The organism is Nostoc sp. FACHB-133, assembly GCF_014698055.1.
Lineage (GTDB): Bacteria > Cyanobacteriota > Cyanobacteriia > Cyanobacteriales > Nostocaceae > Nostoc.
Map to the genome: position 1 here is coordinate 122,968 of NZ_JACJSH010000001.1, position 23,310 is coordinate 146,277.

A 23,310-nucleotide genomic window follows, 5' to 3' on the forward strand; every position below is an offset into this window, starting at 1 on the left:
AGGACAACTGACAAAGAACAAAGGACAAAGGACAAATGACAAATCACGTTTTGCAGATTCCTCTGAGCGATCGCTGGCGAATCTATTACCGATTACAAGAGTTAAAAATAAATAGCTCTTGTCCCCCCGATGGTTCTTTACGAGTGCAAGTGAACAATTTGCTAGAAGTAATTCTAATTCGCAGTACAGTTATGCAATTTCTCGCTTCTCGCCAAGAATTATTAGAGTGGCTAGAGCGTTGCTGGCATTACAGCGATGAATCATGAATCTTCTAATTAATCTTGAATTCATGACGCAATCACTGAACTTTATCCTTTTTGTTCATGGATGCACAAAGCTTAAATAGCTTTAGAGTTTGAAGCTACTGTATGCTTGCAGAATTTATTGCAGACTGAGATGGATTAGATGCAATTTAGATTTTGTTTCTTCTGCTAAATCTAAAGTTCTCCTGACATATAGCAACAATTAAAAATGCGAAATTCCCAAATAAAAATTGGAATTTCTGATTTTTAAGTTTTTCCCAAATTAAGAAATTGAAAGTTCAATCACTTATGGCGACTCGGAACAGAGATATAAAACTCCTCAATTATTTGCACAACGAACTTGAACTTTCAAATGCCGATATTGCTGTAGCTCTGCGACACCGTGAATTAGAAAATGGGCCACTACCGATGCTCCTCTGGCAGTATGGTTTAGTTGATTTGGAGCAGCTAGGAAAGATTTTTGATTGGCTAGCAGAACATAGTTAGCAAATTTGTACCTTGTAGCTTTGAGTCCCATTACCTGCCTAAAGTACACACTAATGCTCTAGAAAATCTGAGGTTACTAAGATGATTACATCCTTAATTGCTGGATTCTGTGTTTTACTTTGTTCAGGGTTTGCTAATAGTTATATTAGTTCATTGCTACTCGAAGAGGTTTCAACTGACATCGGTAAAAACGATTAGTAAATTATACATTGATTTAGTTCCCTGTCATACAGATGTGATGCTGCTAATAGGTCAATAATTAAGGATCATGTATCCTACATTATGAATTGTGATATTTTTAGCATTTGCCATCGCTGGGGATTGTAGAGAGAAAGGATATTAAGAATACTTCCAAGAGAGGGATATTTGCAATGAATCAAATCATAATTAATGACACTACACTACGTGATGGTGAACAAGCGGCAGGTGTTGCTTTTACCCTAGAAGAGAAGGTTGCGATCGCTAAATTTCTCGATGCCATTGGTATTCCCGAATTAGAAGTCGGTATACCGGCAATGGGTGATGAAGAAACCCGGGCGATCGCTGCAATTTCTGATTTAGGTTTACAAGCAAAACTCCTCGGCTGGAACCGCGCCGTCATCTCAGATATTAAGGCTTCTATTGCTTGCGGTATGAACCGGGTGCATATCGCTATTCCCGTCTCTGGTATCCAAATCGCCGCTAAATTCCACGGTCAATGGCGAGTAAGTTTGCAAAAGCTCAAAGACTGTATCAGCTTCGCCGTCGATCAAGGTCTTTGGGTAGCAGTCGGCGGAGAAGATTCTTCCAGAGCTGATGAAAACTTCCTTTTAGATGTAGCGCTTTATGCCCAAGAATGGGGTGCATCCCGGTTCCGCTTCTGCGACACCGTAGGAGTTCTCGACCCTTTCACCACCTACACCAAGGTTAAACGGCTGGTTTCAGCTTTGATGATTCCCCTAGAAATCCACACCCACAATGATTTTGGTCTGGCAACAGCCAACGCCCTAGCGGGTATCAAAGCCGGAGCCTTATCTGTGAATACCACAGTCAACGGATTAGGTGAAAGGGCGGGAAATGCAGCTTTAGAAGAAGTTGTTATGGCAATTAAACGCATCTACGGCGTTGATTTAGGCATCGACACACCCAGTTTGCTGGAACTGTCTCAACTAGTTGCAGCCGCATCAGGAGCTAGCGTACCACCTTGGAAAGCGATCGTTGGCGAAAACACCTTTGCTCACGAATCTGGCATCCATGCTCACGGGGTATTGCAAAACCCCATTACCTACGAACCATTTGCTCCTGAAGAGGTGGGCTGGGAGCGGCGTTTAGTATTAGGCAAACATTCTGGACGGCATTTAGTTGCTAACTTGCTAGAACAGCATGGAATTTTCTTGAACTCTCAAGAAACCCAATCTGTTTTAGATGCAGTGCGCCATCAATCGGTACAGAAAAAACGCAGTTTGACGACAGAAGAATTGTTGAATTTGGTCAGAGAACAGAGGTACTCTCATGCAACGCGATGAATTAGAACTAAACTTGCCACCTGCTTTTGAAATTGGTGAAAAAGTCAGAGTTCGTAAACTGCTAAAAAACGATGGTACCTTTCCCGGTAAGGAAGTCGGCCAAGTTTTAGTTAACAAGGGAGATATCGGTTACATAGCGAGTATAGGCACATATTTGCAGACTTCCTATATATATGCTGTGCATTTCTTAGAAACAGGGTTTGTCGTCGGCTGCAAGAAAAAAGAACTAGAATCGGTTGAGGAATCTCATGAAAGTAATGCTACGGATGAATGATGCCGGCACTTTAGTAGTTTACGTTGCTAAAAAAGACCTTGAAGAAGAAGTCGTCAAACAAACCGATGGAAATGATGGCAAGATTCTCACCCTAGCAAATGGTTGGGAATTAGAATTTCGTGATTTGCCAGATACAGCAAATTTACCTCAAACAGTAGAAGCTAAACGCCTCGCGTAAGGGTTCTGGGGATTGGGGACTGGGTACTGGGAAATAAATATTTAGGAATATTTTCCCAATTCCCAATTCCTAATTCCCAATTCTCAATTCCCAATTCCCAATTCCCAATTCCCAATCCCCAATCCCCAATCCCCAATAACTTTTTATCAATCATGGGTGACAAGTATTTGACGTTATCAGAATTAAACCTTGAGGGACAGTTACTAGGTTTTGTTGGTGGTGAACCAGGAAAATATAAATATATGCAATTGGCAGTTCCATCTGGAAATGTGGAAATTAAACTGCCTAAAGAGTTGCGCCGATTACTAAGTTCATCTTTAGTTCCTGGTCAGCAACTTCGCGTTTGTGGCCATAGTAAGATAGACTCGCGCACAAGTAAAATTAAAATTAAAGCTTATCGGGTGACACCAATTGATGGATGTCCAAAGCAAGATTTACCACCTCAAAGCAAAGCGAGGATTATGGTATGTCAAAAGGGCGGTTGCCTGAAACGTGGTGGTAAAGGGTTATTATCAGAATTAGAAAAAACTTTGTGCGATCGCGGTTTGTTAGACAAAGTTACCATTGAACATACTAGTTGCCAAAAATGCTGTAGCAGCGCTCCCAACTGTGTTTTACACCTTGGTAAAAAGAAATACAAGAATATTCACCCTGAAGCGATCGCATCTTTGCTAGAAAGTCACTTAACAGAGTAATAATCTTCTCTAGCTATTCTTAAAATAATACATAACTTTGTAGGGGTAAAAATTTTACCTCTATTTGTTGTAAGTATCGTTTGTGTAGCACCCTTGGCAAACTGCGATCGGCTAAGTTATAACTGCTGCAACCTTAGCAATACTGAATACAAACATAACTTATAAAAATTTTCAGTAGTCTTGTTCAAGCTGGACTACAACTCTAGTTATTGTGTATACATTTTCCACAAATATCTTAAATAGCTAAAAATCAATGTCTTTGTTTAGCAATTTACTGAACCTACATTCAGGAAGAAAGCCGCTTGAAGATTTTTTTACTGAGATTATTGCTTATTTTTTGTCACTGAATAATGATATCTTGCTTGGTTGGCTAAAGCATTACTCAATCATTAGTGATAATAATTATTCCAGCATCAAGATTTCAACCCAACAAGAACACAAAGGACTTGAAAGCCATACAGAGGATAGCAGGCTTGATATTGTGGTTGAACTGTCAAATGATTTAAGCACAGATGTAATATTTATTGAATCAAAAATTGGCGCGAAGGATGGAAATAATGCTTTAAAAAAATATGCTGAGATTTTGAGTAATTTACCAAATGTCAGACATCGAATTTTAATTTACATCACCCGTGATTATGATCCAAAAGATGAAATCAAAACTCCAGCATTTAACTTAGAGCCAAAAGTAAATTTTTATCAATTGAGGTGGCATCAATTTTATGCCCGCTTACAACAATACTCGACTGATATCTTAGCCCAAGAAATATTAATTTTCATGAGGAAAAATGGCATGTCTCACACTAATCAATTTTCACCGGTTGACTTATTGACAATGGTGAATTACAACAAAACTCTCAATCTCATGGAATCAACTCTCGGTGAAGAAGTACAACGCGAATTCAAGCTAGCTTTTGGAGGTGTTATCAACGGTGCAGCAAGTATGACTCAATGGAGATCGTACAGTAGATATATTATCTATACTAAATTTTCAGGCGATAATCTTTGGTGTGGTCTTGGATACTTTAATTTCAATTCAGATACTTTAACAGAATATCCATATTTAGGTATATTTTTGGAGGTTTCTGCTAGGTTTGGAGAACGCCCAAAAATTATTGAATCTATGCAGAAAATAATTAACGATAAACCCAATATATAGACTCCTGCTGATTTGACAATTTTGCCAGCATGTTCAGCTATATTTTATCGAAAAAGTCTACAAGAATTTTTATCTGAAAAAGACCAGATATCTGCTATTAAATTATTTTTCCAAGAGTCAATTAAGGAGTTAAAAACGGTTCAAGAACAATATTTTGACTTTCCCTGGAAGGGTGTAAGTATAGAAACAGTTACAGAAGCTGATAAAGAAGAAGACCCAAACACCTCATCATCCTCTATCGTAGAAGTTTAATCAGCTACAGCTATATTAAGATAAAAATAACTCTGCATTCTCGTAGTTGTTATGAGCCTTACCACTGCTAAACGCTTTACTATAGCTGAATATCACCGTCTAGCTGAACTCGGCTTCTTTGAGGAGAATGACCGAGTTGAGCTAATTAAGGGTGAAATAATCCAGATGGCAGCAAAAGGTACACCGCACTCTGTTTGCAGCACCCGCTTATATCGGGAGTTGTTCAAGCTGGTTCTAGAAGAGGCGGTTCTTCGAGGACAAGAACCAATTATTATACCTGATGACAGCGAACCAGAACCCGATCTAGTCATTGTGCGAAATCGTCCTGATGACTATTTAGAAGCTCATCCTAGCCCACCTGATGTATTGTTGGTAATTGAAATTTCTAATTCCACTTTGAAATATGACCAAGATGTAAAATTATCTGTTTATGCAGAAGCTGGTATTTCCGACTATTGGATATTTAATTTAGTAGATAACTACCTAGAATCTTACAGCGAACCTTATAAAGATTTACAAGGTAAATATGGTTATCGCCGCAAGTTAATTTTTCTACAAAATGAATCAGTTAGTCTGCCATATTTTCCTGATTTAGTTCTCGATTTATCTAAAGTATTTCCAGGTTAATATATGAGAGGTGGTGTCTAATGACAAGCCACCGTGGGTATACGGGTATAGCTTCTATCTGCTGGAGACTTCCCAAGGATTAATAATAGAAATACCACACCCTTCAAAGTCAGAGAAATTGCGTGTTGCTATGGTTGCTGCATGAGTGTAACAAATAGCTGCAATCTGAGCATCGGCTTGGGAAATAGGAGTACCATTGTGTTTTCTTTGAGACGCAATATTAGCAAAAGCTACAGCAGCAGCTTGATCAAAAGGAAGAACACGCCCAGCAAAATCTTCTGAGAACATCAGATGTGCTGCTTGACTAAGTTCTTCCCGCCGTTTTCCCGCAGAGAGTAAGGCGATACCGTAGAGAATTTCTGCTTGAGTGATTGTTGTGGTAAACAGACTCATTAACGATTGTTGAGCAGCCCAACTACGAACTATTTCAGATTTTTTAGGCTTCATTAATTCGGACAAAACGTTTGTATCAATAATAATCATTCTTCAAATGTTGATACAGTGCGAATAGGTTCTCTAGGAATTTCTGGTAATTCAAAGTCTCCCAAATTCGCAAAACGCTGCTCAATCATATTAGCTAAGTTTAAGGAGTGTTCGTGATTTTCTATTAGAGCCATACGAAGAATTTCTCTGGCTTCTTCTTCGAGAGAACGGCCATGTTTTTCGGCTCGTTTTTGTAGACGATAATTGATGTCATCATCAAGGTTAGATATGGTTATATTGTTCATAATTAATTCCTCATCTTATTTTTCAAATTAATCCTTCTAATTCGTGTTGCAAATCATTTGTCACATCAGCAACCGCTTGTCTAGCACCCAACCGATTTTCCTTATACGCTGGGTAATGCTCAGAAATAGATATAGGTTTACCCACGGTAATTTTTACTTTTTGCTTACCCAATTGCGGACGCTGCACAGTTTTATTACCTTTTATTTTAGCAGTCATCTGCCATAAAATTAAAGTCGTCTCAGCGAACCTTTCTACTGTTGGATTTTCCCGAATATAATTACCAGAAACTGCCACAAAACTTTCTACTAAACGCATGTGCCACATCCGTGCATTCGCTTCTTCAGCAACGCGATCGCCTAAAGCTCTTTCAACAGCAGATACTCCTTTGACATCCTTAAATTCTTCTCTAAATATATAATTCCAACCTGCTTGTTCTACTCGCCGACAACGATCGCTCAAACTACCTTTTGACTGCAAATTAAAATACTGTTCTGAGATTAACAGGGCTGCATTTAACAACGCTTGTAAACGAACTGCTAATGCTTCATTTCTATCTGGAATTTGCCCGTTGACAATCTTGGGATCTGGCAGTTTCTGATGATAAAACCGGGTGTAAAATTCTTCCATGAGCAAAAGTAAATGTTCTGCCAAAGCCAACAACCGGGGATAAAGCGACTCTATAGAAGCATTTTCTGCTGAATTCACAGGTAAACCACTAGCCGCTTCCATTTCACTTAAAAGATTAGCGATCGCACCCCAAGGAGCATCAACGTAACTATATTTAATCCCAACTGGTACAATTAGAACCTGTTCGGGGCGTTCAGCTTTGTGCAAGTCTTCAGCACACCAAAAGCCTAATTGGGCAATACCAGGTTCTAGCGGGCTGATATTCTCCGATAAGCCATTGGTTGCACCCTCTGGCGCAGCCGCCATTGGGAATTTCCCATTGGCAAACAAGTCACGCGCCGAACGTAACCCCGTCCAGTCAGCTTTACCTCGCTGAATCGGAGTCCCACCTAAACGAGAAGCAATCCAACCGACGTGGGAACCTGCCCATAGAGGAATGCCGCGATCGTAGATAAAATGAGCGTGAATGGGATGTTGTAGTGTTGTACCTTGCGATCGCGCTATCTTTGGTACAAGTTGAGATAACAAGTAAGCCAAACAAAACGGATCGTCTGTTTTCGGATGGCGAAATGCCAGCATAAAACGGATCTTACCCTCCTGAAACTGGCGATAGAGATCCACCAGCACCTCTACGTTGTCTGCTTCAATTTGGGTAATAGGTGTTTGCCAGTTTATCCAACTGGGTAGCAACAGATGGACAAATCGTAGAAATAAGGGGTTAAACGCCGGAGGAATAAATTCTAAGGGTGGCTGTGCTTGATAAATTACATCTGCCAAAGTAGTTTTCTCCTAAAGTTGCGATCAAAAAAGGCGGAAGGCTATAAGTAAAAATGAAAAATAAATAACGCTGTGTACTTTGTACTTCATCCTTAATACTTCATACTTTAGTTGACATAGAAATTAGCGATCAAAGAAAGGCTATAAACGATGCGACTGTCACAAATGTTATTCGTTACACTCCGGGACGATCCAGCTGATGCTGAGATTCCTAGCCATAAATTATTACTCCGTGCAGGCTACATTCGTCGCATCGGTAGTGGTCTTTATGCTTATTTGCCGTTAATGTGGCGGGTACTGCAAAAAGTTTCCCAGATTGTGCGAGAAGAAATGAACGCTACAGGCGCACAAGAATGTCTCCTACCGCAATTACAACCTGCTGATTTATGGAAAGAATCGGGACGCTGGGACACTTACACCAAAGCTGAGGGAATCATGTTTTCCCTAATTGACCGCCGCGAGCAACAATTAGGATTAGGCCCCACTCATGAGGAAGTAATCACAGCGATCGCTCGTGATATGATTCGTTCTTATCGCCAGTTACCCCTACACCTCTACCAAATTCAAACCAAATTCCGCGATGAAATTCGTCCCCGCTTTGGTTTGATGCGCGGACGGGAATTTATCATGAAGGACGGCTACTCCTTCCATACCGATGAAGCCAGCCTCAAGGAAACGTACCAGGATATGTATAAAGCGTACAGCAATATCCTACGGCGTTCTGGTTTAGCTTTTCGGGCAGTGGAAGCTGATTCTGGTGCAATTGGCGGTTCTGGTTCCACAGAATTTATGATTTTGGCGGAAGCTGGTGAAGACGAAGTTCTCTACACTGAGGATGGTAAATACGCCGCTAACGTAGAAAAGGCTGTTTCTTTACCAATTGAAGCCGAAACCTCACGGTTTACAACTTATGAGAAACGCGATACACCTGGAACAGAAACGATTGAAAAGGTGTGTCAACTCCTCAACTGTTCTCCTACTCAATTGGTGAAAAATGTCCTTTATCAGACAGTTTATGATAATGGCACAACAGTGTTAGTTCTGGTGAACATTCGAGGCGATCAGGAAGTTAATGAAGTCAAATTGCAAAATGAATTGACTAAATTAGCTTCTGAATATGGCGCTAAAACTATTATTAGTTTGAATGTACCAAATGTAGAAGCCCAGCAAACATGGACAGCTAAATCTCTGCCTTTAGGCTACATTGCGCCTGATATCACAGATGAGTATATTGCTGCTAATAAACAGATCCATCCCAAGTTTTTGCGCTTGGTGGATCAAACAGCCGTTGATTTAAAAAACTTTGTTACAGGTGCGAATGAAGCTGGTTATCACGTAGTTGGTGCTAATTGGGGTGAGCAATTTAAGTTACCAGAGCGAATAGTAGATATTCGTAAATCCAGACCAGGCGATCGCGCCATCCATAACCCAGAACAAACCTTACAAAGCGCCCGTGGAATCGAAGCAGGTCACATTTTCCAATTAGGCACTAAATATTCCCAAGCGATGGGAGCAACTTATACCAGTGAACAGGGTGAAGAAAAGCCGCTATTTATGGGTTGTTTTGGTGTGGGCGTGTCGCGGTTAGCCCAAGCTGCCGTAGAGCAATCTTATGATAAAGATGGGATTATTTGGCCAGTTGCGATCGCACCCTACCACGCGATCATCACAATTCCAAACATTAAAGATGCTCAACAAGTCGAAATCGCCCAAAAACTTTACACAGAACTCAATCAAGCGGGAATTGAAACCTTACTAGATGACCGCGACGAAAGGGCGGGAGTGAAATTTAAAGATGCGGACTTGATTGGCATACCTTACAGAATTGTAACCGGACGCGCGATCGCTAATGGCAAAGTCGAAGTCGTAGAAAGAGCCACCCGTAAATCTCAAGAAATTGTCATTGATGAAGTTACCACTACACTCCAACAATGGATTACCGCCGCAATTGAGGTAAAAAATTAAACTATAGGCGCTTCTCTACGAGACGCTACGCGTAGCTTGCTTCCACGAAGTGGTACGCCTTGCCGCAGGGTAGGGACGCAGAGGAATAAATACTTGACTTTGCGTTCCTCTGCTTTGTAAATTTAATCTTCAATCATCTCCAAAAAGAATGAGATTTACATAATTTGGTAGGTGACGGATTAGAAATATAAATTCTAAAATTGAAAAAGGGACTTACAGAATTAAAAATAATCGCCTTTTGAGGCATAAAGTCTCCTCCAGGTTTCGGGAAACTCTCTACTTGTAAGTATCGTCTTTAACCAGGCTGCTCCTCACATAACTACCATATCAGCCCTCAGTTAGGAAGGTTTTGAACATGAAAGACCAACAAGGATCTAATCGCATTTCTTCAGGCGCAATTGCAGCCGTTTCAGCAGTGGTTGTAGCGGTGGGTGGCGGTGTGGCTTGGTTTACTACACACTCCAGCAATCCTCCCACACCGTCAAATCCCTCTGGGCGCATCGCTCAACCAGCACAGCCATCAACTAGGCAGCCAGCTAACGAGCAAACCCCTAATGTTTATTGGCTCAGACCAAAAGACAAAAGTGTTGCTTTGGTTCCCCAACCAGTTAAAGTCGCTTCTATACGAGCCAACCAGCCTTTAGAAGCAGCTTTCCAAAGTTTATTGGCAGGGCCGACAGAAGGAACAGATTCCACAACTATCCCCAAAGGAACTAAGCTGTTGGGACTGAAATCAGAAAATGACGAAGTTCACGTTAATTTATCTGAAGATTTTACCAGTGGTGGTGGTAGCACATCAATGATGGGTCGCGTCGGACAAGTTGTTTATACTGCGACAAGTTTAAATCCTAAAGCCAAGGTTTACATTGACGTGAACGGCAAACCATTGGATGTTTTAGGTGGTGAAGGCGTAGAGTTACAACAGCCACTAACTCGTGAAAGCTTTGAGAAAAATTATCAGCTTTAGTTCTTGGTCATTGGTTATTGGTCATTGGTCATTAGCAAAGGACAAATGACAAAGGACAAATGACAAAGGACAAATGACAACTGACCTAACGTTTGCTATTTAACACACGAAAATTACGGGCTTGCTCCTCTAACCTTGTGGCCAGGCGATCGCAAACCCGATTACACAAATCAAAAATCATTTCATCTTCCACCCGGTAATAGGCGCAAGTTCCTTCACTGCGGCGGCTAAGGATACCTGCTTGCCACATTACCTTCAGGTGTTTTGACACATTTGCCTGAGAAGTCTGTGTTGCCTCTACCAACTCTTGCACGCATTTTTCTTCATCCCGTAATAAGTGGAGCAGCCGCAAGCGCATCGGCTCACTTAACAGGCTGAAGTATTCAGCTACTTGTTGCACCACTTCTGGCGGTAAAGGCAACGTTTGTTTCATCAGGATTAACCCGCAAGGACTGAAGTTTTAACGATGACTCATTTCAGATGACTCATTTGATATATAGATTAATACTTAATCGGGGTTAATTCGCATCAAAGGTTGACCATATTCTACAGCGTCACCATTTTGGAGAAGAATTTCCATCACCTGTCCAGAGACTTCGGCTTCGATTTCATTCATCAGCTTCATGGCTTCAATGATACAGACTGTTTGGCCCTTGCGGACGCGATCGCCAACTTCCACAAATGCCGCTTCCCCAGGTGCAGGAGCGCGATAAAACGTTCCTACCATTGGGGAAGGCACTTCTACTAATCTCTGATCAATGATTGAGGGAGCATTTACTGACAACTGCAATTGTGTGCTAGTACCAGTATTCTCAAACACGCGAGATGTGGACACCTCCGTTACCTGACTGGCGTTCACCTGGTTTCCCCCAGATGAACCCGATGTCAGGCCAGAACCTACCACACCGCCGAAGGTCGCTTGACCTACCGACAACATCTGATTGCTGACGCTCACAGCCTTACGGACTGTTAGTTCAAAATCATCGCTTTTGAGCGTGACTTCTGCAATATCTGTTTGTGCGATAGTTGCCAATAGTTGGCGGATTTCATTAAAGTCCAATGGCACAGTTTTTATTACCTCGACCTATCCGTAAATTAGCATCTTAAGTGTGGCAGGGATTAAATCCCTATGTAGGGATTTCAAGCGGGACTTGCATCTCCATAGAGATGAAAGTTATTCCCTGCTGATATACTTATCTTCCTGGGTATCAACTTTGATGCGTTCTCCTTGGGAAATAAACAAAGGAACCATCACAATTGCACCGGTTTCCAAAGTTGCTGGTTTTGAGCCACCGGTAGCAGTGTCACCTTTTAAGCCTGGATCTGTTTGTACAATTTCCAGAACCACAGATTTAGGCAATTCTACTCCCAGCACCTGGTCGCCCCACTTAATAACTTCAGCTTCCATACCTTCCTTCAGGTATTTGACGCGATCGCCAATTTGTGCGCGGGTCAATCTGCCTTCTTCGTAGGTTTCCATATCCATAAAGACGAACTCATCGCCCTCTTTATAGGTATGCTGCATCGTGCTTTTTTCTAGAGTAGCTTGGGGCACAGTTTCCCCAGCTCGGAACGTTTTTTCCATCACGCTCCCACTTTGGACATTTTTTAACTTAGTTCGGACAAAGGCGGAACCTTTGCCTGGCTTAACGTGCAGGAATTCAAGCACTCGCCATACAGACCCATCTAATACAATCGAAACACCGGGTCGAAAGTCGTTACTGGAGATCATGAAACTTTCAAATTTTGGAAGACAATCGGCATTTATTGTACCCTTCTAGAGTCGTCATTGGGCATTTGTCATTTATCATTTGTCATTTGTACTAAGCGTATCGCTAAAGCAAAAGCTTCGCTTAACGCATAGCGTCTCCAAGAGTTGTCGAAGTATTTGTCATTTATCCTCCGCCCTTAACGTGGGAAGATTATTGATGGGTTACGTCCAGTCAACAATTTAATGCTGCATTTGAGTTATCCCATGCTTAACTTATTAAAATCCTGGCTGAAGAACAGCCTAATGGCAATACTGCTGGTAACAATATTTTTAGGCATAACTACAGCTGGGTGGACTCCCTCCAGTAGCGCCGCGCTGCCAGCCGGCAACGCAATCACCGACGGCAAGGCTTTGTTGCGGTATGCACTCCCGATAGATAACAAACCTGTACGGCAACTACAAGCCAGTTTAGAGGACATCTCTGCCCAACTGCGGGCTAATCGGCGATGGGGTGCTATTTCCAAAGACATCAGCAAAGCATCCCGAATTCTCGATAAACCCTCCCAAATCTTAACAAGCGTTCCCACAGAACGCCAACCCCAAGCAGAAGCTTGGATTACCGAGTTGAAATCTGGGGTGGGTAAATTAGAAGAATTGGCGAAGAACAAAGATAAAGAACAAATTCTGCAAGAGAGAGGCAAACTTCTAAATCTTGTGACTCAGATAGAAGAGTCAATGGTGAAAGAATTCCCCTTTGAAGTGCCTGCCCAATACAGTAATCTGCCACAACTTAAAGGTCGCGCTACTGTAGAATTTAAAACTAACAAAGGCGATTTGACCGTTGTGGTAGATGGTTATAGCGCCCCTATTACTGCTGGTAATTTTGTAGATTTAGTGCAGAGGGGTTTTTACAATGGCTTAGAATTTACCCGTTCTGAAGAATCTTACTTTCTGCAAACTGGAGATCCCGCAGGTAAAGATGTAGGTTTCATTGATCCCAAGACGGGCGAATATCGCGCTATTCCCTTAGAAGTTTTAGTTCAGGGTGATAAAGCACCTACTTATGGTATTACGTTAGAAGAAGCTGGTCGTTATGTTGATATGCCAGTTCTACCTTTTTCTGCTTTTGGTGCAGTGGTGATGGCTCGCCCTGAAAGTGAAGTAAATGGTGGTTCATCACAATTTTTCTTCTTTTTGTTTGAACCAGAACTTACCCCTGCCGGACGCAACCTATTAGATGGTCGTTATGCCGTTTTTGGCTATCTCACCGAAGGCAAAGAAGTTTTGGATAAACTGAAGGCGGGTGACAAAATTGAATCGGCAAAAGTCGTTCAAGGAATAGAAAATCTGGTTGAACCGCAAGCAGCATAAGAAGGAAGTAGGGAACAGGGGGTAATAATTCCTAACTCCTGTACAGACGCGATTAATCGCGTCTCTCCTAACTCCCCTGATTTAGATTCCCGGCGGTGAATACTTGATCAACTGTAATTGCTAATTCTGGAAAAGTCCGTGATACAATTTCCTGAGTACCAGTAAAAACTGTTTCTTCGTAAAATCCATCTTCCAGTAGTAACACTGAAACTTTGACTTCCAGTGGGTCTACAATCCAATATTCAGGAACCTCTAAAGCCGCATATTCAGAACGCTTATGACGATAATCCCGTTTCACTGACTCTGGACTGACCACCTCGACAATTAGTAACGGCGCTGACTGAAATACTGCTGAGGCATTCAACAATTCCCTGGCTTGCTCAAGCGTCACCACACACAAATCAGTCAACCTAGATTTATTTCTCCCCGTTCTCACTCCACTTTCTCGAAAACACAGCCAAGGTGAGCTACAACGTTTGATTTCTGCATCTAGTAATTGCTCAATAAATTTGGCAATCAGGAAATGTTCAATAGTAGGTGGGTTCATTAGCCCTAGCTTGCCATCCACCAATTCGTAATGAAAACCGTTGCCATCATCATAAGTTAAGTACTCCTCAAACGTGATGCTGGTTACTGGTGTTGTTACCATCCCAAGTGACCCCTAGACGATATTTTTATATTAAACAGTAAAGCAAATCATCAGTTTTCTTTAGTAATTTTGCAACACGGAAAACCGATTGTGAACAGTGATTTATCTTCTCAACAAGTCAAAGATATTGGCGAACAAGGTCTTTTAGAAAGATTACAGCGCTTCTGTCCTCCAGAAATTATCGGTGATGATGCCGCAGTACTTGAAACTGCACCAGGCAAATCTTTGGTAGTGACTACAGATGTACTGGTTGATGGCGTACATTTTAGCAACCTCACCACTTCCTCTGAAGATGCTGGTTGGCGGGCTGCTGCTGCCAATTTATCAGATTTAGCAGCAATGGGTGCTTCTCCATTGGGAATTACCGTTGGGTTGGGACTCCCCGGTGAACTTAGGGTGAGTTGGGTAGAACGACTGTACCAAGGAATGACAGAATGCTTGCAAAAATACAATACCCCAATTGTTGGCGGTGATGTAGTGCGATCGCCTGTGACGACTTTGGCAATTACCGCTTTTGGTCAAGTTAACCCTAATCAAATTATCCGTCGTTCTGCTGCTGTAGTGGGAGATGCGATCGTTGTTACAGGGGTTCATGGAGCCTCCCACGCTGGCTTAGAACTGCTCTTACACCCCGAATTAGGACAAAACCTCAAAGATGTAGAACGCACGGCTCTAATCCACGCACATCAACGTCCACAACCACGATTAGATGTCTTACCAATCCTTTGGAAAATTTTAGCATCCCAATGCCCCATGCCCATAACTGGTATGGATAGCAGCGATGGTTTGGCAGATGCAATTATCCAAATCTGTCGCGCCAGTGGTGTTGGCGCTGTCCTAGAACATAGACAAATTTCCATGCCAGCAGCTTTTGACCATTGGCTAACAGAAGAGCAAGCGCTAGCTTATGCTCTATACGGTGGCGAAGACTTTGAATTAGTGCTTTGCTTGCCACAAGAGTCAGCATTAGCCTTAGTACAACATCTTGGTCAAGGTGCTGCGATCGTAGGCAAGATTACACCCGGATCAACAGTACTATTGCACGACGAACAAAAAAAATTCCCTGACCAAGTTCTGAGCCTTAGCCAGGGATTTCAGCATTTTAGTCAATAGTCCTTTGTCATTTGTGAAAAACTAATGACCAATGACAAATTATTGCCACTTCTCAGCGACCAATTCTGCCAAATCCAAAACTCGTTGGCTGTAACCCCACTCGTTGTCATACCACGCCATAACTTTTACTAAGTCATTGCCCATAACCAAAGTCAAGCTAGAATCAACAATCGAAGAAGCATCACTACCTTGATAATCGGAAGATACCAGTTCTAGTTCGCTATAGTCCAAAATGCCTTTAAGTGGGCCTTCAGCAGCATCTTTGAGAGCTTGGTTAACTTCTTCAGTAATAGTACGCTTCTCAACCTGAACTACGAAATCTACCATTGAGACGTTCGGGGTTGGTACGCGCAAGGCAACGCCATTTAGCTTGCCTTTCAGGTCTGGGATAACCAGCGCCACTGCTTTTGCTGCACCAGTGGAGGTGGGTACAATGTTTATCGCTGCGGCCCTCGCCCGTCGCAAATCCCGGTGAGAAGCGTCTAGCAAACGCTGGTCGCCTGTATAGCTGTGGGTGGTGGTCATCGTACCTTTGATGATGCCGAACTTATCGTTCAACACCTTGGCAATTGGTGCCAAACAGTTGGTAGTACAACTAGCGTTACTGATAATGTTGTGTATGTTGTGGTCATAATCATGATGATTCACACCAACCACAAAAGTGCCATCCTCGTTTTTACCAGGAGCGGTAATCAGAACTTTCTTGGCTCCAGCATTCACATGCTTTAGCGCTCCTTCTTTGCTAGTAAATACGCCTGTTGCTTCGATAATTAGGTCAATTCCCCAATCTCTCCAGGGCAACTTTTCTGGGTTGCGATCGGATACGCACTTAATGGTCTTACCGTTAACGATGATAGAGTTATCATCGGCACTAATCTCAGCACCTTTGATCTTACCTAGCATCGAGTCATACTTCAGCAGGTGAGCATTGGTTCTAGGGTCTGACGTGTCATTAATAGCGACAAGATCAATTTTGCTATTCTCTCTACCCACCCAGCAACGCGCAAAGTTACGTCCAATCCGCCCGAAACCGTTGATTGCAACTCTAATCACAGTGTCTTGCCCTCTGTATTTATGCTTATATGTTGATATCGTTGACCCCAATCATATCGCAAAGGGGGGGGGCACTTATAACGATAAAGTGCTAGATCAATAAAAAAACACATAATTTATTCAGATTTGTTCGAGTACAAACTGTTGTTAGTGATATATGATCTGACCGCTTCCGGGACTAAATAACGAATTGACTGGCGTTCGCGACACAATTTGCGAATTAGACTTGACGAAACTCCTACTAAAGGTATATTCAGGAGTTGCCAGTAAATGGTATGTGACTGCTCCCTTAGTTGTTGCTCCACTTGCTTGCAGATTAATTTGCTTTGAGTTATAGTCTCACCACCTAGCAGTCGGGGTGCGATTAACCAATCACACATTTGTGCTAGTTCGTGTCCACGGTACCAACGAGGTAAGGTTTGGAAAGTATCCAAGCCCACAATCCAGTACCAGTGAGTATTTGGGTAACAAGCAGATAAGTCAATCAGAGTGTTAATGGCGTATGAAGTCCCAGAGCGATTTGCCTCCACTAGGGAGACAGTAAACGCTGGGTTATCTTTTATGGCTAATTGCAGCATTTCCACGCGATGCTCAAACAAAGCTGCTTCTTTATGAGGAGGATTTAGGGATGGCACCCAAATTACCTTTTCAAGAGATACTTCTTGCATTGCTGTCTCGGCTACGAGCAGGTGTCCCCAGTGAATTGGATCAAATGTGCCACCAAAAATTGCTAGTTGCTGCATCCAGTTATGCCTGGGTTTTATGCAATTGAAAAATAGTTTCATTACCAATGTACTATTGTAGTCAATTCACGGCTAAACTTGATGCAATTTCAAATCACTTTCACTAAACAATGTATTATGTAGCCAATTCCAGTAAGGTAGACAAAAATATGTATTTGACATTACAAGAATTTCTTTCCCGATGTAGCCAAAATTTTCAGAATAATCTTAACAACAGTTCAGAAATAGTAAAAACCTCCAACCAAGGTAAAATCATTCTGAACACGCAAAACCAGACCAGAAACAACATCTGGGCATTAAACATAAATACGATATAGGAGTAGTTACGGTAAAAATCAAATTCCTGTTATGATACGCGTGTCATTTGTGATTATGGTGTGGTGTGGTGTAAGAGGAGCAATAAATGACTAATTCTGTAGATTTTAGTGGTAGACCATTTCATTTTATTGGCATCGGCGGCATAGGTATGTCTGCTCTGGCATACGTTCTCGCCAAGCGTCAATTTCCAGTATCAGGTTCGGATCTTCGTCCCAACCACATGACGCACAAATTGGAATCTATCGGTGCCCATATTTTTGGTAGACAAGAGGCAAGTAATCTCGAATTCTTTCGTCCTCAAGTATTAAATTCACAAGAACAATTACCTGTTGATACTAAGTCAAAATTACCTCAAGTCATTTGTTCAACAGCAATTAACACTAATAATTTAGAATACAAAGCAGCGTTGGAATTAGGTTGTCCAGTTTTGCATCGTTCAGATGTACTAGCCGCCTTAATTTCCGATTACTACAGTATTGCAGTGGCAGGAACACACGGCAAAACTACAACCAGTAGCATGATTGGTTATATGCTTCTAGAAGCTGGCCTAGACCCAACGATTTTAGTAGGTGGCGAAGTCAATGCATGGTCTGGTAATGCTCGATTGGGACAAAGCCAATATTTGGTAGCCGAAGCAGACGAATCTGATGGTTCTTTGGTAAAACACGCTCCAGAAATTGGCATCATCACCAATATTGAACTTGATCATCCTGACCATTATGATACATTAGAAGAAGTAATTGACATCTTCCAGACATTTGCTAAGGGTTGTAAAACTTTAATAGGTAGTATTGACTGTGCGACAGTGCGCGATCGCTTACAACCCACAATCAGCTACAGCTTACACTCAGATACCAACGCTGACTACACCGTTACTAATATTGATTATCGTGCTGATGGCACCACGGCTCTAGTTTGGGAAAAAGGCAAAGCCTTGGGCGTGTTGAAGTTGCGGCTGCTCAGTCGGCACAATCTCAGCAATGCTCTAGCAGCAGTAGCTGTTGGTCGCGCCTTGGGCTTAGAATTTGGAGCGATTGCCAAAGGTATTGCAACCTTCGAAGGAGCAAGACGACGCTTTGAGCTGCGGGGTGAAGTTGATGGTATTACCTTCATTGATGACTATGCTCATCATCCTAGCGAGATTCGCGTTACTCTCGCCGCCGCACGTTTACAGGCAAGACCAGGACAAAGAGTGGTTGCTATCTTCCAACCCCATCGCTATAGCCGAACACTGACCTTTTTAGAAGAATTTGCCGAGTCCTTTACCCATGCTGATTTGGTTGTGCTGACTGATATTTACAGTGCAGGCGAACCCAACTTAGGGCAAATTACTGGTGAACAGCTAGCAGCGGAAATTGCTAAACAGCATTCGCAGGTAGTTTATCAACCAACTTTACCCTCAGTGCGTGAGTACTTGTTAAAAACATTACGCCCAGGAGACTTGGCGCTGTTTTTAGGAGCTGGGAACTTGAATCAGGTGATTCCTGAAGTAATTACTGCACTTTGCGAACCTGCTAAAGCCACATCTTAAGTGGAGACTTTGCAAAGTTTCGTTTCTGAGCAAAGCGCCCGTCTAGCAACGGTTCCATCTATGAACTCTATTACCGTATCTTTGCGGTAAATTAATGTAAAAATTTTACCAATATAAAGTAAAAATGACCATTTCCCAGGCAGCTGGAAACGTCTGCACAGTTTCTGCTTTGAATACAAAGAAACATCAAACAACTAATTCGGTGGATAGTGAAGTAATTTACTTACCAAATACTGATTGTGCAATCAAGCCCCAGGCTTGCTTGTCAGCCTTTACTTCCTATAGGGTTGGAGGAGCAGCTGATTTGTATGTTGCCCCCCGAAACTTAGAAGCACTGCAAGCCAGTCTTAAATACGCAAAAGAACGTGATTTAAAGGTGACAACACTGGGAGCCGGTTCTAACCTCCTGGTGAGCGATGGCGGTATATCAGGCTTAGTCATCGCGACTCGTCACCTCCGCTTCAGCAACTTTGACCCCCAAACTGGTCAATTAACCGTTGCTGCTGGAGAATCAATTCCCAGTTTGGCATGGGCCGCAGCAGAATTAGGATGGCAAGGATTGGAGTGGGCTGTTGGCATCCCTGGAACAGCCGGAGGTGCTGTGGTGATGAATGCAGGGGCACATAATAGCTGTATCGCAGATATGTTAGTTAGTGCCGAGGTACTTTCACCCAATGGGACGCTGGAAACTCTTACCCCGGAACAGTTAGGTTATAGCTATCGGACTTCCTTATTGCAAGGTGGCGATCGCATAGTCACCCAAGCCACCTTACAACTCGCGCCAGGTGCAGATCCAGCAAAAGTTGTAGCAATCACCAAAGAACACAAAAAGCATCGCTTAAGCACCCAACCATACAACTTCCCCAGTTGTGGGAGTGTGTTTCGCAATCCCAAACCTTACAGTGCTGGCTGGTTAATTGAACAAACTGGCCTCAAAGGCTACCAAATTGGTGGAGCGCAAGTAGCACTACTCCATGCTAATTTCATCGTTAACCGTGGTGGAGCCAAAGCTAGTGACATCTTCTGTCTCATTCGCCACATCCAACATCAGGTGCAAGAACGTTGGTCTATTAATTTAGAGCCAGAAGTCAAAATGCTCGGAGAGTTTCAAGGTGCTTGCTGAAACTTTCAATTCCGGGGATGGGGATTGGGAACTAGGCATATCAGTAAAGATGTGTCATAACTAATGCCCAGTGCCCAATTCCCAGATGCATTAATTATTGGTAAAAAAAGAGGCAAATTACTTACCGCATCTATAATTGAATTTGATTTGTTATTCAACGCACAAGCGTACAAATAATTATGACAGGAAAAGGACAGGGATTTGGCTTTGGCTTAGGAAAAATGAAGGAACTAGCCGATGCTTTTAAGAAAGCACAGCAAGTTCAAGAAGGTGCAAAGCGACTCCAAGAAGAATTGGAGCAAATGGAGATTCTAGGAGAATCTGGCGGTGGTCTGGTGAAGGTGATTGTCAGTGGGAACCAAGAACCCAAGAGGGTAGAAATTTCTCCAGATGCTCTTGCAGAAGGTGCAGAAGTACTTTCCGATCTCGTGACGGTGGCAATGAAAGAAGCCTACAACAAGTCCACAGCAACAATGCGGGAACGCATGGAAGAATTAACCAGTGGGTTGGAGTTACCTGGATTTTAGTCATTGGTCATTAGTCATTGGTGAGCCAGTGCGGTCTTCTCCCAAAGGAAGAGGCTAGCGCCAAAGGGGTTTCCCCCATGAGCAACTGGTGTTAGCGACGCAGGAGCGTCACCCGAAGGGTCATTAGTCAAAAGACAAAGGACAAATGACTATTGACAGAGGACAAAAAATATCTATGCCTTACAAGTTGCTATTTGTCTGCTTAGGTAACATCTGCCGATCGCCATCGGCAGAAAACATAATGAATCATCTAATTGAGCAGGCAGGCTTGAGCGATGCCATCATCTGTGATTCAGCTGGTACATCTAGTTATCACGTGGGTAGCCCACCTGACAGACGCATGAGTGCTGCGGCTGCTACAAAGTTGGGAATTAAACTACGTGGTCAAGCACGCCAGTTTCAAAAGTCAGACTTTCAATACTTTGATTTAATTTTGGCGATGGATCAAGAAAATTATGAGAATATCCTCACTCTCGATCGCACTGAGCAATATCAGCATAAAGTGCGTTTGATGTGTGAGTTTTGCTCTCGACACACCTTAAAGGAAGTTCCAGATCCTTACTACGGTGGTCAAGACGGATTTAATCAGGTTATTGATTTACTGATTGATGCTTGTGAAGGTCTGCTCACAAAAGTTAAAAGTGAAGAGTTCTGAGTTTTAATTCCTAACTCCTCACTTTTTTATTCGACTAAACCATGCTTCATAGCAAAACGCACTAATTCTGCTCGGTTGCTGGTTGAAGTTTTTCTCAATAAACTGCTAACGTACTTTTCCACTGTGCGAGGACTCAGGTGTAGCTGATGACCCATATCGGCATTAGACAAACCATGAGTCAATAACTCTAAGACTTCTTGTTCTCTATGAGTTAGCGATGAGTCTAAGTGGGATGTCTGAATTTTAGTAGACACAGAATTATGGGCATCCCCCGGTTTTGTAGAGCCGGAAATGCCCAAACTTTCTTTATGAGAAAAGCGATACTCCGATTGAATAATTTGCGATCGCTCCAAAAGATTGCGGATTGCTGCTGCTAACTCTTCCAATTCAAATGGTTTGGGTAAGTATAAATCGCACCCTGACTGATAGCCCAGAATTCTTTCCTGGGTCTTAGTTCGGGCTGTTAATAAGATTACAGGTAATAAGCGAAACATTGGTTGTTGACGCACCCTACGCACCAGTTCGTAGCCATTCATCTGTGGCATGATGATATCCGTGACAATCAAATCAGGATTATACTCATCCACCATAAACAAAGCCTCTTGACCGTCATTAGCCGTGATCACACAGTAGCCAGACAGTTCAAGATAGTCGCTAACAGACAGACGAGTGCCCAAATCATCATCCACTACAAGGATCGTCAAGGGCATGGACAATACACCCCTAGCATTTTTTTTACTCAGAAATTTGCTTCTACGCGCTTCATAGGTGAACACTGGCAAGAATAGTGTTCTTATGTTTCATACTATGACAGGATTACCAGGTAATGACTGCCTTCAGGGCTGATTTATAAAGAAAATCTTAAATCTCTTGTAAGCTTAACGAAGTGCAACTCACCTTTAACTCCCTCAGATCGGGAAGCATAGAGAGCTTTTTAATTTGTAACAACTCATTAATAAGGCAGAGCAAATTTCCATTATAGTATAAATTATTATTAATTTTATCAGTAATTTACCAAAATATAAGTTGATTAAGCATGATTGAAATAAGTTTGTAGAGAAGGCTTCAGCCCTCTTTTGGAGTAGCGTCTTGTAGCAAGATACCCAACAAGCCATACTACAAACTTTAATTATTTACGCCGATTTACTTATAAGTCTTTGTGAAACTGCACAAAATCGAGCTTGGTGAAACTTGAGGTGTAATCCCCAAGTTCTGGATAAACCTCAGATGTAATCAATATCAGGTAACTTAAAGTTACCTGAAAACTCTTAATTGTGAACTTAGAAAAGCTAAATTAGTGATATACAGTTCAATATTTATAGCGGTTATAATGAATACCCTATAACTCGCCAGGCAATCCAAATATTTTTTTAGGTACATTTAAAACGCACAAAATTATCAATGAGCGACAAGAACGAAGGTTACAAAGTTATTGCTGACAACCGTCAAGCCCGTTATTTGTATGAAATTCTGGAAACTTACGAAGCCGGAATTGAGTTGACAGGAACCGAGGTTAAGTCAATTCGTGCGGGTAAAGTAAATCTCCAAGATGGCTATGCTTTGCTTCGCAATGGCGAAGCATGGTTGATCAATATTCATATCTCACCCTACAACGCCAGTGGACAATATTTTAATCATGAACCACGGCGGACACGAAAGCTGCTGTTGCATCGTCAAGAACTCCGCAAGCTAATTGGCAAAGTAGAACAGCAGGGTCTAACTTTAATCCCTTTGAAAATGTATCTCAAACGGGGCTGGGTAAAAGTGAGTATAGCCCTTGGCAAAGGTAAAAAGCTCCACGATAAGCGAGAAGACCTGAAACGACGGCAAGATCAGCGTGACATTCAACGCGCAATGAAAAGCTATTAGGGGTCATTGTGGTTCAAACTACCACACCAGAGTGAGAAACAGATTGCTGTGAAAACCATGTTGTATGTCCACAGCGTGACTTATAAAAAGCCCTAGTTTATAGCCACAGATTGATTTTATTAAGTTTGGGAATCGATACAGTG

The 23,310-nt window shown here is 42.3% G+C and carries 29 protein-coding genes; 18 read left to right on the top strand and 11 right to left on the bottom strand.

Going from position 1 to position 23,310, the window contains the following annotated elements; all coding sequences use genetic code 11:
• Nucleotides 1-35 precede the first annotated feature (35 nt).
• The 5 genes from H6G86_RS00585 (at nt 36) to nifT (ending at nt 2,706) form a co-directional block, all read left to right on the top strand.
• On the top strand, nt 36-266 hold the full coding sequence (locus H6G86_RS00585) for an Asr1405/Asl0597 family protein (RefSeq protein ID WP_190932661.1): 231 nt from the start codon (nt 36-38) through the stop codon (nt 264-266).
• A gap of 285 nt (nt 267-551) precedes the next feature.
• Complete coding sequence (locus H6G86_RS00590; RefSeq protein WP_041565135.1) at nt 552-749, top strand: DUF2949 domain-containing protein; 198 nt, start codon at nt 552-554, stop codon at nt 747-749.
• 371 nt (nt 750-1,120) lie between these two features.
• Nucleotides 1,121-2,254, top strand: coding sequence for a homocitrate synthase (gene nifV / locus H6G86_RS00595; protein WP_114083692.1), 1,134 nt, complete (start codon nt 1,121-1,123; stop codon nt 2,252-2,254).
• Nucleotides 2,241-2,528 (top strand): nitrogen fixation protein NifZ, encoded by a 288-nt coding sequence (locus tag H6G86_RS00600; protein WP_069070441.1) that lies wholly within the window; start codon nt 2,241-2,243, stop codon nt 2,526-2,528. The genes nifV and H6G86_RS00600 overlap by 14 nt, the downstream gene beginning before the upstream one ends.
• Nucleotides 2,503-2,706: a putative nitrogen fixation protein NifT gene (gene nifT, locus H6G86_RS00605; RefSeq protein WP_114083693.1), complete on the top strand. Its 204-nt coding sequence runs from the start codon at nt 2,503-2,505 to the stop codon at nt 2,704-2,706. Before H6G86_RS00600 ends, nifT begins: the two co-directional genes overlap by 26 nt.
• Here the strand turns inward: nifT and H6G86_RS00610 are convergent.
• Nucleotides 2,690-2,860: a hypothetical protein gene (locus tag H6G86_RS00610; protein ID WP_190932918.1), complete on the bottom strand. Its 171-nt coding sequence runs from the start codon at nt 2,858-2,860 to the stop codon at nt 2,690-2,692. The genes nifT and H6G86_RS00610 overlap by 17 nt on opposite strands.
• Between H6G86_RS00610 and H6G86_RS00615 the strand changes: the two genes are divergently transcribed.
• The 4 genes from H6G86_RS00615 to H6G86_RS00630 all read left to right on the top strand — a co-directional run bounded on the left by H6G86_RS00615 (nt 2,859) and on the right by H6G86_RS00630 (nt 5,439).
• Complete coding sequence (locus tag H6G86_RS00615) at nt 2,859-3,401, top strand: (2Fe-2S) ferredoxin domain-containing protein (RefSeq protein WP_190932662.1); 543 nt, start codon at nt 2,859-2,861, stop codon at nt 3,399-3,401. The two genes, H6G86_RS00610 and H6G86_RS00615, sit on opposite strands and share 2 nt — an antisense overlap.
• Before the next feature lie 253 nt (nt 3,402-3,654).
• Nucleotides 3,655-4,560, top strand: a complete 906-nt coding sequence (locus tag H6G86_RS00620) for a PD-(D/E)XK nuclease family protein (protein ID WP_190932663.1) — start codon at nt 3,655-3,657, stop codon at nt 4,558-4,560.
• A 12-nt stretch (nt 4,561-4,572) separates the two neighbouring features.
• Nucleotides 4,573-4,812, top strand: a complete 240-nt coding sequence (locus H6G86_RS00625; RefSeq protein WP_190932664.1) for a hypothetical protein — start codon at nt 4,573-4,575, stop codon at nt 4,810-4,812.
• Nucleotides 4,813-4,863: 51 nt separating this feature from the next.
• Entirely contained in the window at nt 4,864-5,439 is a 576-nt protein-coding gene (locus H6G86_RS00630) for a Uma2 family endonuclease (protein WP_190932665.1), read from the top strand.
• 54 nt (nt 5,440-5,493) lie between these two features.
• On the opposite strand, the gene H6G86_RS00635 is transcribed toward H6G86_RS00630, so the two are convergent.
• Genes H6G86_RS00635 through H6G86_RS00645 form a run of 3 tightly spaced genes read right to left on the bottom strand, consistent with a single transcriptional unit; the run spans nt 5,494 to nt 7,572 of the window.
• Nucleotides 5,494-5,922: a type II toxin-antitoxin system VapC family toxin gene (locus H6G86_RS00635; protein ID WP_190932666.1), complete on the bottom strand. Its 429-nt coding sequence runs from the start codon at nt 5,920-5,922 to the stop codon at nt 5,494-5,496.
• Nucleotides 5,919-6,167, bottom strand: coding sequence for a FitA-like ribbon-helix-helix domain-containing protein (locus tag H6G86_RS00640; RefSeq protein WP_190932667.1), 249 nt, complete (start codon nt 6,165-6,167; stop codon nt 5,919-5,921). Before H6G86_RS00640 ends, H6G86_RS00635 begins: the two co-directional genes overlap by 4 nt.
• Nucleotides 6,168-6,189: 22 nt before the next feature.
• Nucleotides 6,190-7,572, bottom strand: coding sequence for a lysophospholipid acyltransferase family protein (locus tag H6G86_RS00645; RefSeq protein ID WP_190932668.1), 1,383 nt, complete (start codon nt 7,570-7,572; stop codon nt 6,190-6,192).
• Nucleotides 7,573-7,722: 150 nt separating this feature from the next.
• On the opposite strand from H6G86_RS00645, the gene H6G86_RS00650 reads away from it, so the two are divergent.
• Entirely contained in the window at nt 7,723-9,537 is a 1,815-nt protein-coding gene (locus H6G86_RS00650) for a proline--tRNA ligase (RefSeq protein WP_190932669.1), read from the top strand.
• A gap of 355 nt (nt 9,538-9,892) precedes the next feature.
• Nucleotides 9,893-10,504 carry a GerMN domain-containing protein gene (locus H6G86_RS00655; RefSeq protein ID WP_190932670.1) on the top strand — a complete coding sequence of 204 codons (612 nt, stop codon included), beginning with the start codon at nt 9,893-9,895 and terminating at the stop codon, nt 10,502-10,504.
• Between the two features lie 85 nt (nt 10,505-10,589).
• On the opposite strand, the gene H6G86_RS00660 is transcribed toward H6G86_RS00655, so the two are convergent.
• The 3 genes from H6G86_RS00660 to efp all read right to left on the bottom strand — a co-directional run bounded on the left by H6G86_RS00660 (nt 10,590) and on the right by efp (nt 12,236).
• Nucleotides 10,590-10,937, bottom strand: coding sequence for an ArsR/SmtB family transcription factor (locus tag H6G86_RS00660; RefSeq protein ID WP_012407243.1), 348 nt, complete (start codon nt 10,935-10,937; stop codon nt 10,590-10,592).
• Nucleotides 10,938-11,012: 75 nt separating this feature from the next.
• Nucleotides 11,013-11,570, bottom strand: coding sequence for an acetyl-CoA carboxylase biotin carboxyl carrier protein (accB, locus tag H6G86_RS00665; RefSeq protein WP_114083703.1), 558 nt, complete (start codon nt 11,568-11,570; stop codon nt 11,013-11,015).
• Between the two features lie 108 nt (nt 11,571-11,678).
• Nucleotides 11,679-12,236: an elongation factor P gene (efp, locus tag H6G86_RS00670; RefSeq protein ID WP_114083704.1), complete on the bottom strand. Its 558-nt coding sequence runs from the start codon at nt 12,234-12,236 to the stop codon at nt 11,679-11,681.
• A 243-nt stretch (nt 12,237-12,479) separates the two neighbouring features.
• On the opposite strand from efp, the gene H6G86_RS00675 reads away from it, so the two are divergent.
• A complete protein-coding gene (locus H6G86_RS00675) occupies nt 12,480-13,586 on the top strand; it encodes a peptidylprolyl isomerase (RefSeq protein ID WP_163926989.1) in 1,107 nt (368 codons plus the stop codon).
• A 67-nt stretch (nt 13,587-13,653) separates the two neighbouring features.
• Here the strand turns inward: H6G86_RS00675 and H6G86_RS00680 are convergent, their stop codons facing one another.
• Nucleotides 13,654-14,235 (bottom strand): Uma2 family endonuclease, encoded by a 582-nt coding sequence (locus H6G86_RS00680; protein ID WP_190932671.1) that lies wholly within the window; start codon nt 14,233-14,235, stop codon nt 13,654-13,656.
• A 90-nt stretch (nt 14,236-14,325) separates the two neighbouring features.
• Here H6G86_RS00680 and thiL point away from each other — a divergent pair, with 90 nt between their 5' ends.
• Nucleotides 14,326-15,348, top strand: a complete 1,023-nt coding sequence (gene thiL / locus H6G86_RS00685; RefSeq protein WP_190932672.1) for a thiamine-phosphate kinase — start codon at nt 14,326-14,328, stop codon at nt 15,346-15,348.
• Between the two features lie 39 nt (nt 15,349-15,387).
• On the opposite strand, the gene H6G86_RS00690 is transcribed toward thiL, so the two are convergent.
• Both H6G86_RS00690 and nadD read right to left on the bottom strand, forming a co-directional pair.
• Entirely contained in the window at nt 15,388-16,401 is a 1,014-nt protein-coding gene (locus tag H6G86_RS00690; RefSeq protein ID WP_163926992.1) for a type I glyceraldehyde-3-phosphate dehydrogenase, read from the bottom strand.
• Nucleotides 16,402-16,517: 116 nt separating this feature from the next.
• The gene (gene nadD / locus H6G86_RS00695; RefSeq protein WP_190932673.1) at nt 16,518-17,144 is read right to left on the bottom strand and encodes a nicotinate (nicotinamide) nucleotide adenylyltransferase; all 627 of its coding nucleotides are present in this window, start codon (nt 17,142-17,144) and stop codon (nt 16,518-16,520) included.
• Nucleotides 17,145-17,547: 403 nt separating this feature from the next.
• Here nadD and murC point away from each other — a divergent pair, with 403 nt between their 5' ends.
• The 4 genes from murC (at nt 17,548) to H6G86_RS00715 (ending at nt 21,298) form a co-directional block, all read left to right on the top strand.
• On the top strand, nt 17,548-18,993 hold the full coding sequence (murC, locus tag H6G86_RS00700; RefSeq protein ID WP_190932674.1) for a UDP-N-acetylmuramate--L-alanine ligase: 1,446 nt from the start codon (nt 17,548-17,550) through the stop codon (nt 18,991-18,993).
• A gap of 124 nt (nt 18,994-19,117) precedes the next feature.
• Nucleotides 19,118-20,116: a UDP-N-acetylmuramate dehydrogenase gene (gene murB / locus H6G86_RS00705; protein WP_114083710.1), complete on the top strand. Its 999-nt coding sequence runs from the start codon at nt 19,118-19,120 to the stop codon at nt 20,114-20,116.
• A 179-nt stretch (nt 20,117-20,295) separates the two neighbouring features.
• On the top strand, nt 20,296-20,643 hold the full coding sequence (locus H6G86_RS00710; RefSeq protein ID WP_012407253.1) for a YbaB/EbfC family nucleoid-associated protein: 348 nt from the start codon (nt 20,296-20,298) through the stop codon (nt 20,641-20,643).
• Nucleotides 20,644-20,818: 175 nt separating this feature from the next.
• Nucleotides 20,819-21,298 carry a low molecular weight protein-tyrosine-phosphatase gene (locus H6G86_RS00715; RefSeq protein ID WP_190932902.1) on the top strand — a complete coding sequence of 160 codons (480 nt, stop codon included), beginning with the start codon at nt 20,819-20,821 and terminating at the stop codon, nt 21,296-21,298.
• Nucleotides 21,299-21,324: 26 nt separating this feature from the next.
• Here H6G86_RS00715 and H6G86_RS00720 read toward each other — a convergent pair whose 3' ends face one another.
• Complete coding sequence (locus tag H6G86_RS00720; RefSeq protein ID WP_190932675.1) at nt 21,325-22,008, bottom strand: response regulator transcription factor; 684 nt, start codon at nt 22,006-22,008, stop codon at nt 21,325-21,327.
• A gap of 691 nt (nt 22,009-22,699) precedes the next feature.
• Between H6G86_RS00720 and smpB the strand changes: the two genes are divergently transcribed.
• Nucleotides 22,700-23,167: an SsrA-binding protein SmpB gene (smpB, locus tag H6G86_RS00725; protein ID WP_012407256.1), complete on the top strand. Its 468-nt coding sequence runs from the start codon at nt 22,700-22,702 to the stop codon at nt 23,165-23,167.
• Nucleotides 23,168-23,310 lie beyond the last annotated feature (143 nt).

Excerpts from the sequence above, each read along its gene's own strand:
- H6G86_RS00620 (WP_190932663.1), top strand. The coding sequence starts at position 3,655 with ATGTCTTTGTTTAGCAATTTACTGAACCTACATTCAGGAAGAAAGCCG.
- efp (WP_114083704.1), bottom strand. The coding sequence starts at position 12,236 with ATGATCTCCAGTAACGACTTTCGACCCGGTGTTTCGATTGTATTAGAT.
- smpB (WP_012407256.1), top strand. The coding sequence starts at position 22,700 with ATGAGCGACAAGAACGAAGGTTACAAAGTTATTGCTGACAACCGTCAA.
- H6G86_RS00585 (WP_190932661.1), top strand. The coding sequence starts at position 36 with ATGACAAATCACGTTTTGCAGATTCCTCTGAGCGATCGCTGGCGAATC.
- H6G86_RS00715 (WP_190932902.1), top strand. The coding sequence starts at position 20,819 with ATGCCTTACAAGTTGCTATTTGTCTGCTTAGGTAACATCTGCCGATCG.
- H6G86_RS00660 (WP_012407243.1), bottom strand. The coding sequence starts at position 10,937 with ATGAAACAAACGTTGCCTTTACCGCCAGAAGTGGTGCAACAAGTAGCT.
- murB (WP_114083710.1), top strand. The coding sequence starts at position 19,118 with ATGACCATTTCCCAGGCAGCTGGAAACGTCTGCACAGTTTCTGCTTTG.
- H6G86_RS00680 (WP_190932671.1), bottom strand. The coding sequence starts at position 14,235 with ATGGTAACAACACCAGTAACCAGCATCACGTTTGAGGAGTACTTAACT.
- H6G86_RS00635 (WP_190932666.1), bottom strand. The coding sequence starts at position 5,922 with ATGATTATTATTGATACAAACGTTTTGTCCGAATTAATGAAGCCTAAA.
- H6G86_RS00655 (WP_190932670.1), top strand. The coding sequence starts at position 9,893 with ATGAAAGACCAACAAGGATCTAATCGCATTTCTTCAGGCGCAATTGCA.
- nifT (WP_114083693.1), top strand. The coding sequence starts at position 2,503 with ATGAAAGTAATGCTACGGATGAATGATGCCGGCACTTTAGTAGTTTAC.
- H6G86_RS00650 (WP_190932669.1), top strand. The coding sequence starts at position 7,723 with ATGCGACTGTCACAAATGTTATTCGTTACACTCCGGGACGATCCAGCT.
- H6G86_RS00590 (WP_041565135.1), top strand. The coding sequence starts at position 552 with ATGGCGACTCGGAACAGAGATATAAAACTCCTCAATTATTTGCACAAC.
- H6G86_RS00610 (WP_190932918.1), bottom strand. The coding sequence starts at position 2,860 with ATGATTGATAAAAAGTTATTGGGGATTGGGGATTGGGGATTGGGAATT.
- H6G86_RS00710 (WP_012407253.1), top strand. The coding sequence starts at position 20,296 with ATGACAGGAAAAGGACAGGGATTTGGCTTTGGCTTAGGAAAAATGAAG.
- H6G86_RS00640 (WP_190932667.1), bottom strand. The coding sequence starts at position 6,167 with ATGAACAATATAACCATATCTAACCTTGATGATGACATCAATTATCGT.
- H6G86_RS00600 (WP_069070441.1), top strand. The coding sequence starts at position 2,241 with ATGCAACGCGATGAATTAGAACTAAACTTGCCACCTGCTTTTGAAATT.
- H6G86_RS00675 (WP_163926989.1), top strand. The coding sequence starts at position 12,480 with ATGCTTAACTTATTAAAATCCTGGCTGAAGAACAGCCTAATGGCAATA.
- H6G86_RS00630 (WP_190932665.1), top strand. The coding sequence starts at position 4,864 with ATGAGCCTTACCACTGCTAAACGCTTTACTATAGCTGAATATCACCGT.
- nadD (WP_190932673.1), bottom strand. The coding sequence starts at position 17,144 with ATGCAGCAACTAGCAATTTTTGGTGGCACATTTGATCCAATTCACTGG.
- H6G86_RS00720 (WP_190932675.1), bottom strand. The coding sequence starts at position 22,008 with ATGCCCTTGACGATCCTTGTAGTGGATGATGATTTGGGCACTCGTCTG.
- murC (WP_190932674.1), top strand. The coding sequence starts at position 17,548 with ATGACTAATTCTGTAGATTTTAGTGGTAGACCATTTCATTTTATTGGC.
- nifV (WP_114083692.1), top strand. The coding sequence starts at position 1,121 with ATGAATCAAATCATAATTAATGACACTACACTACGTGATGGTGAACAA.
- H6G86_RS00615 (WP_190932662.1), top strand. The coding sequence starts at position 2,859 with ATGGGTGACAAGTATTTGACGTTATCAGAATTAAACCTTGAGGGACAG.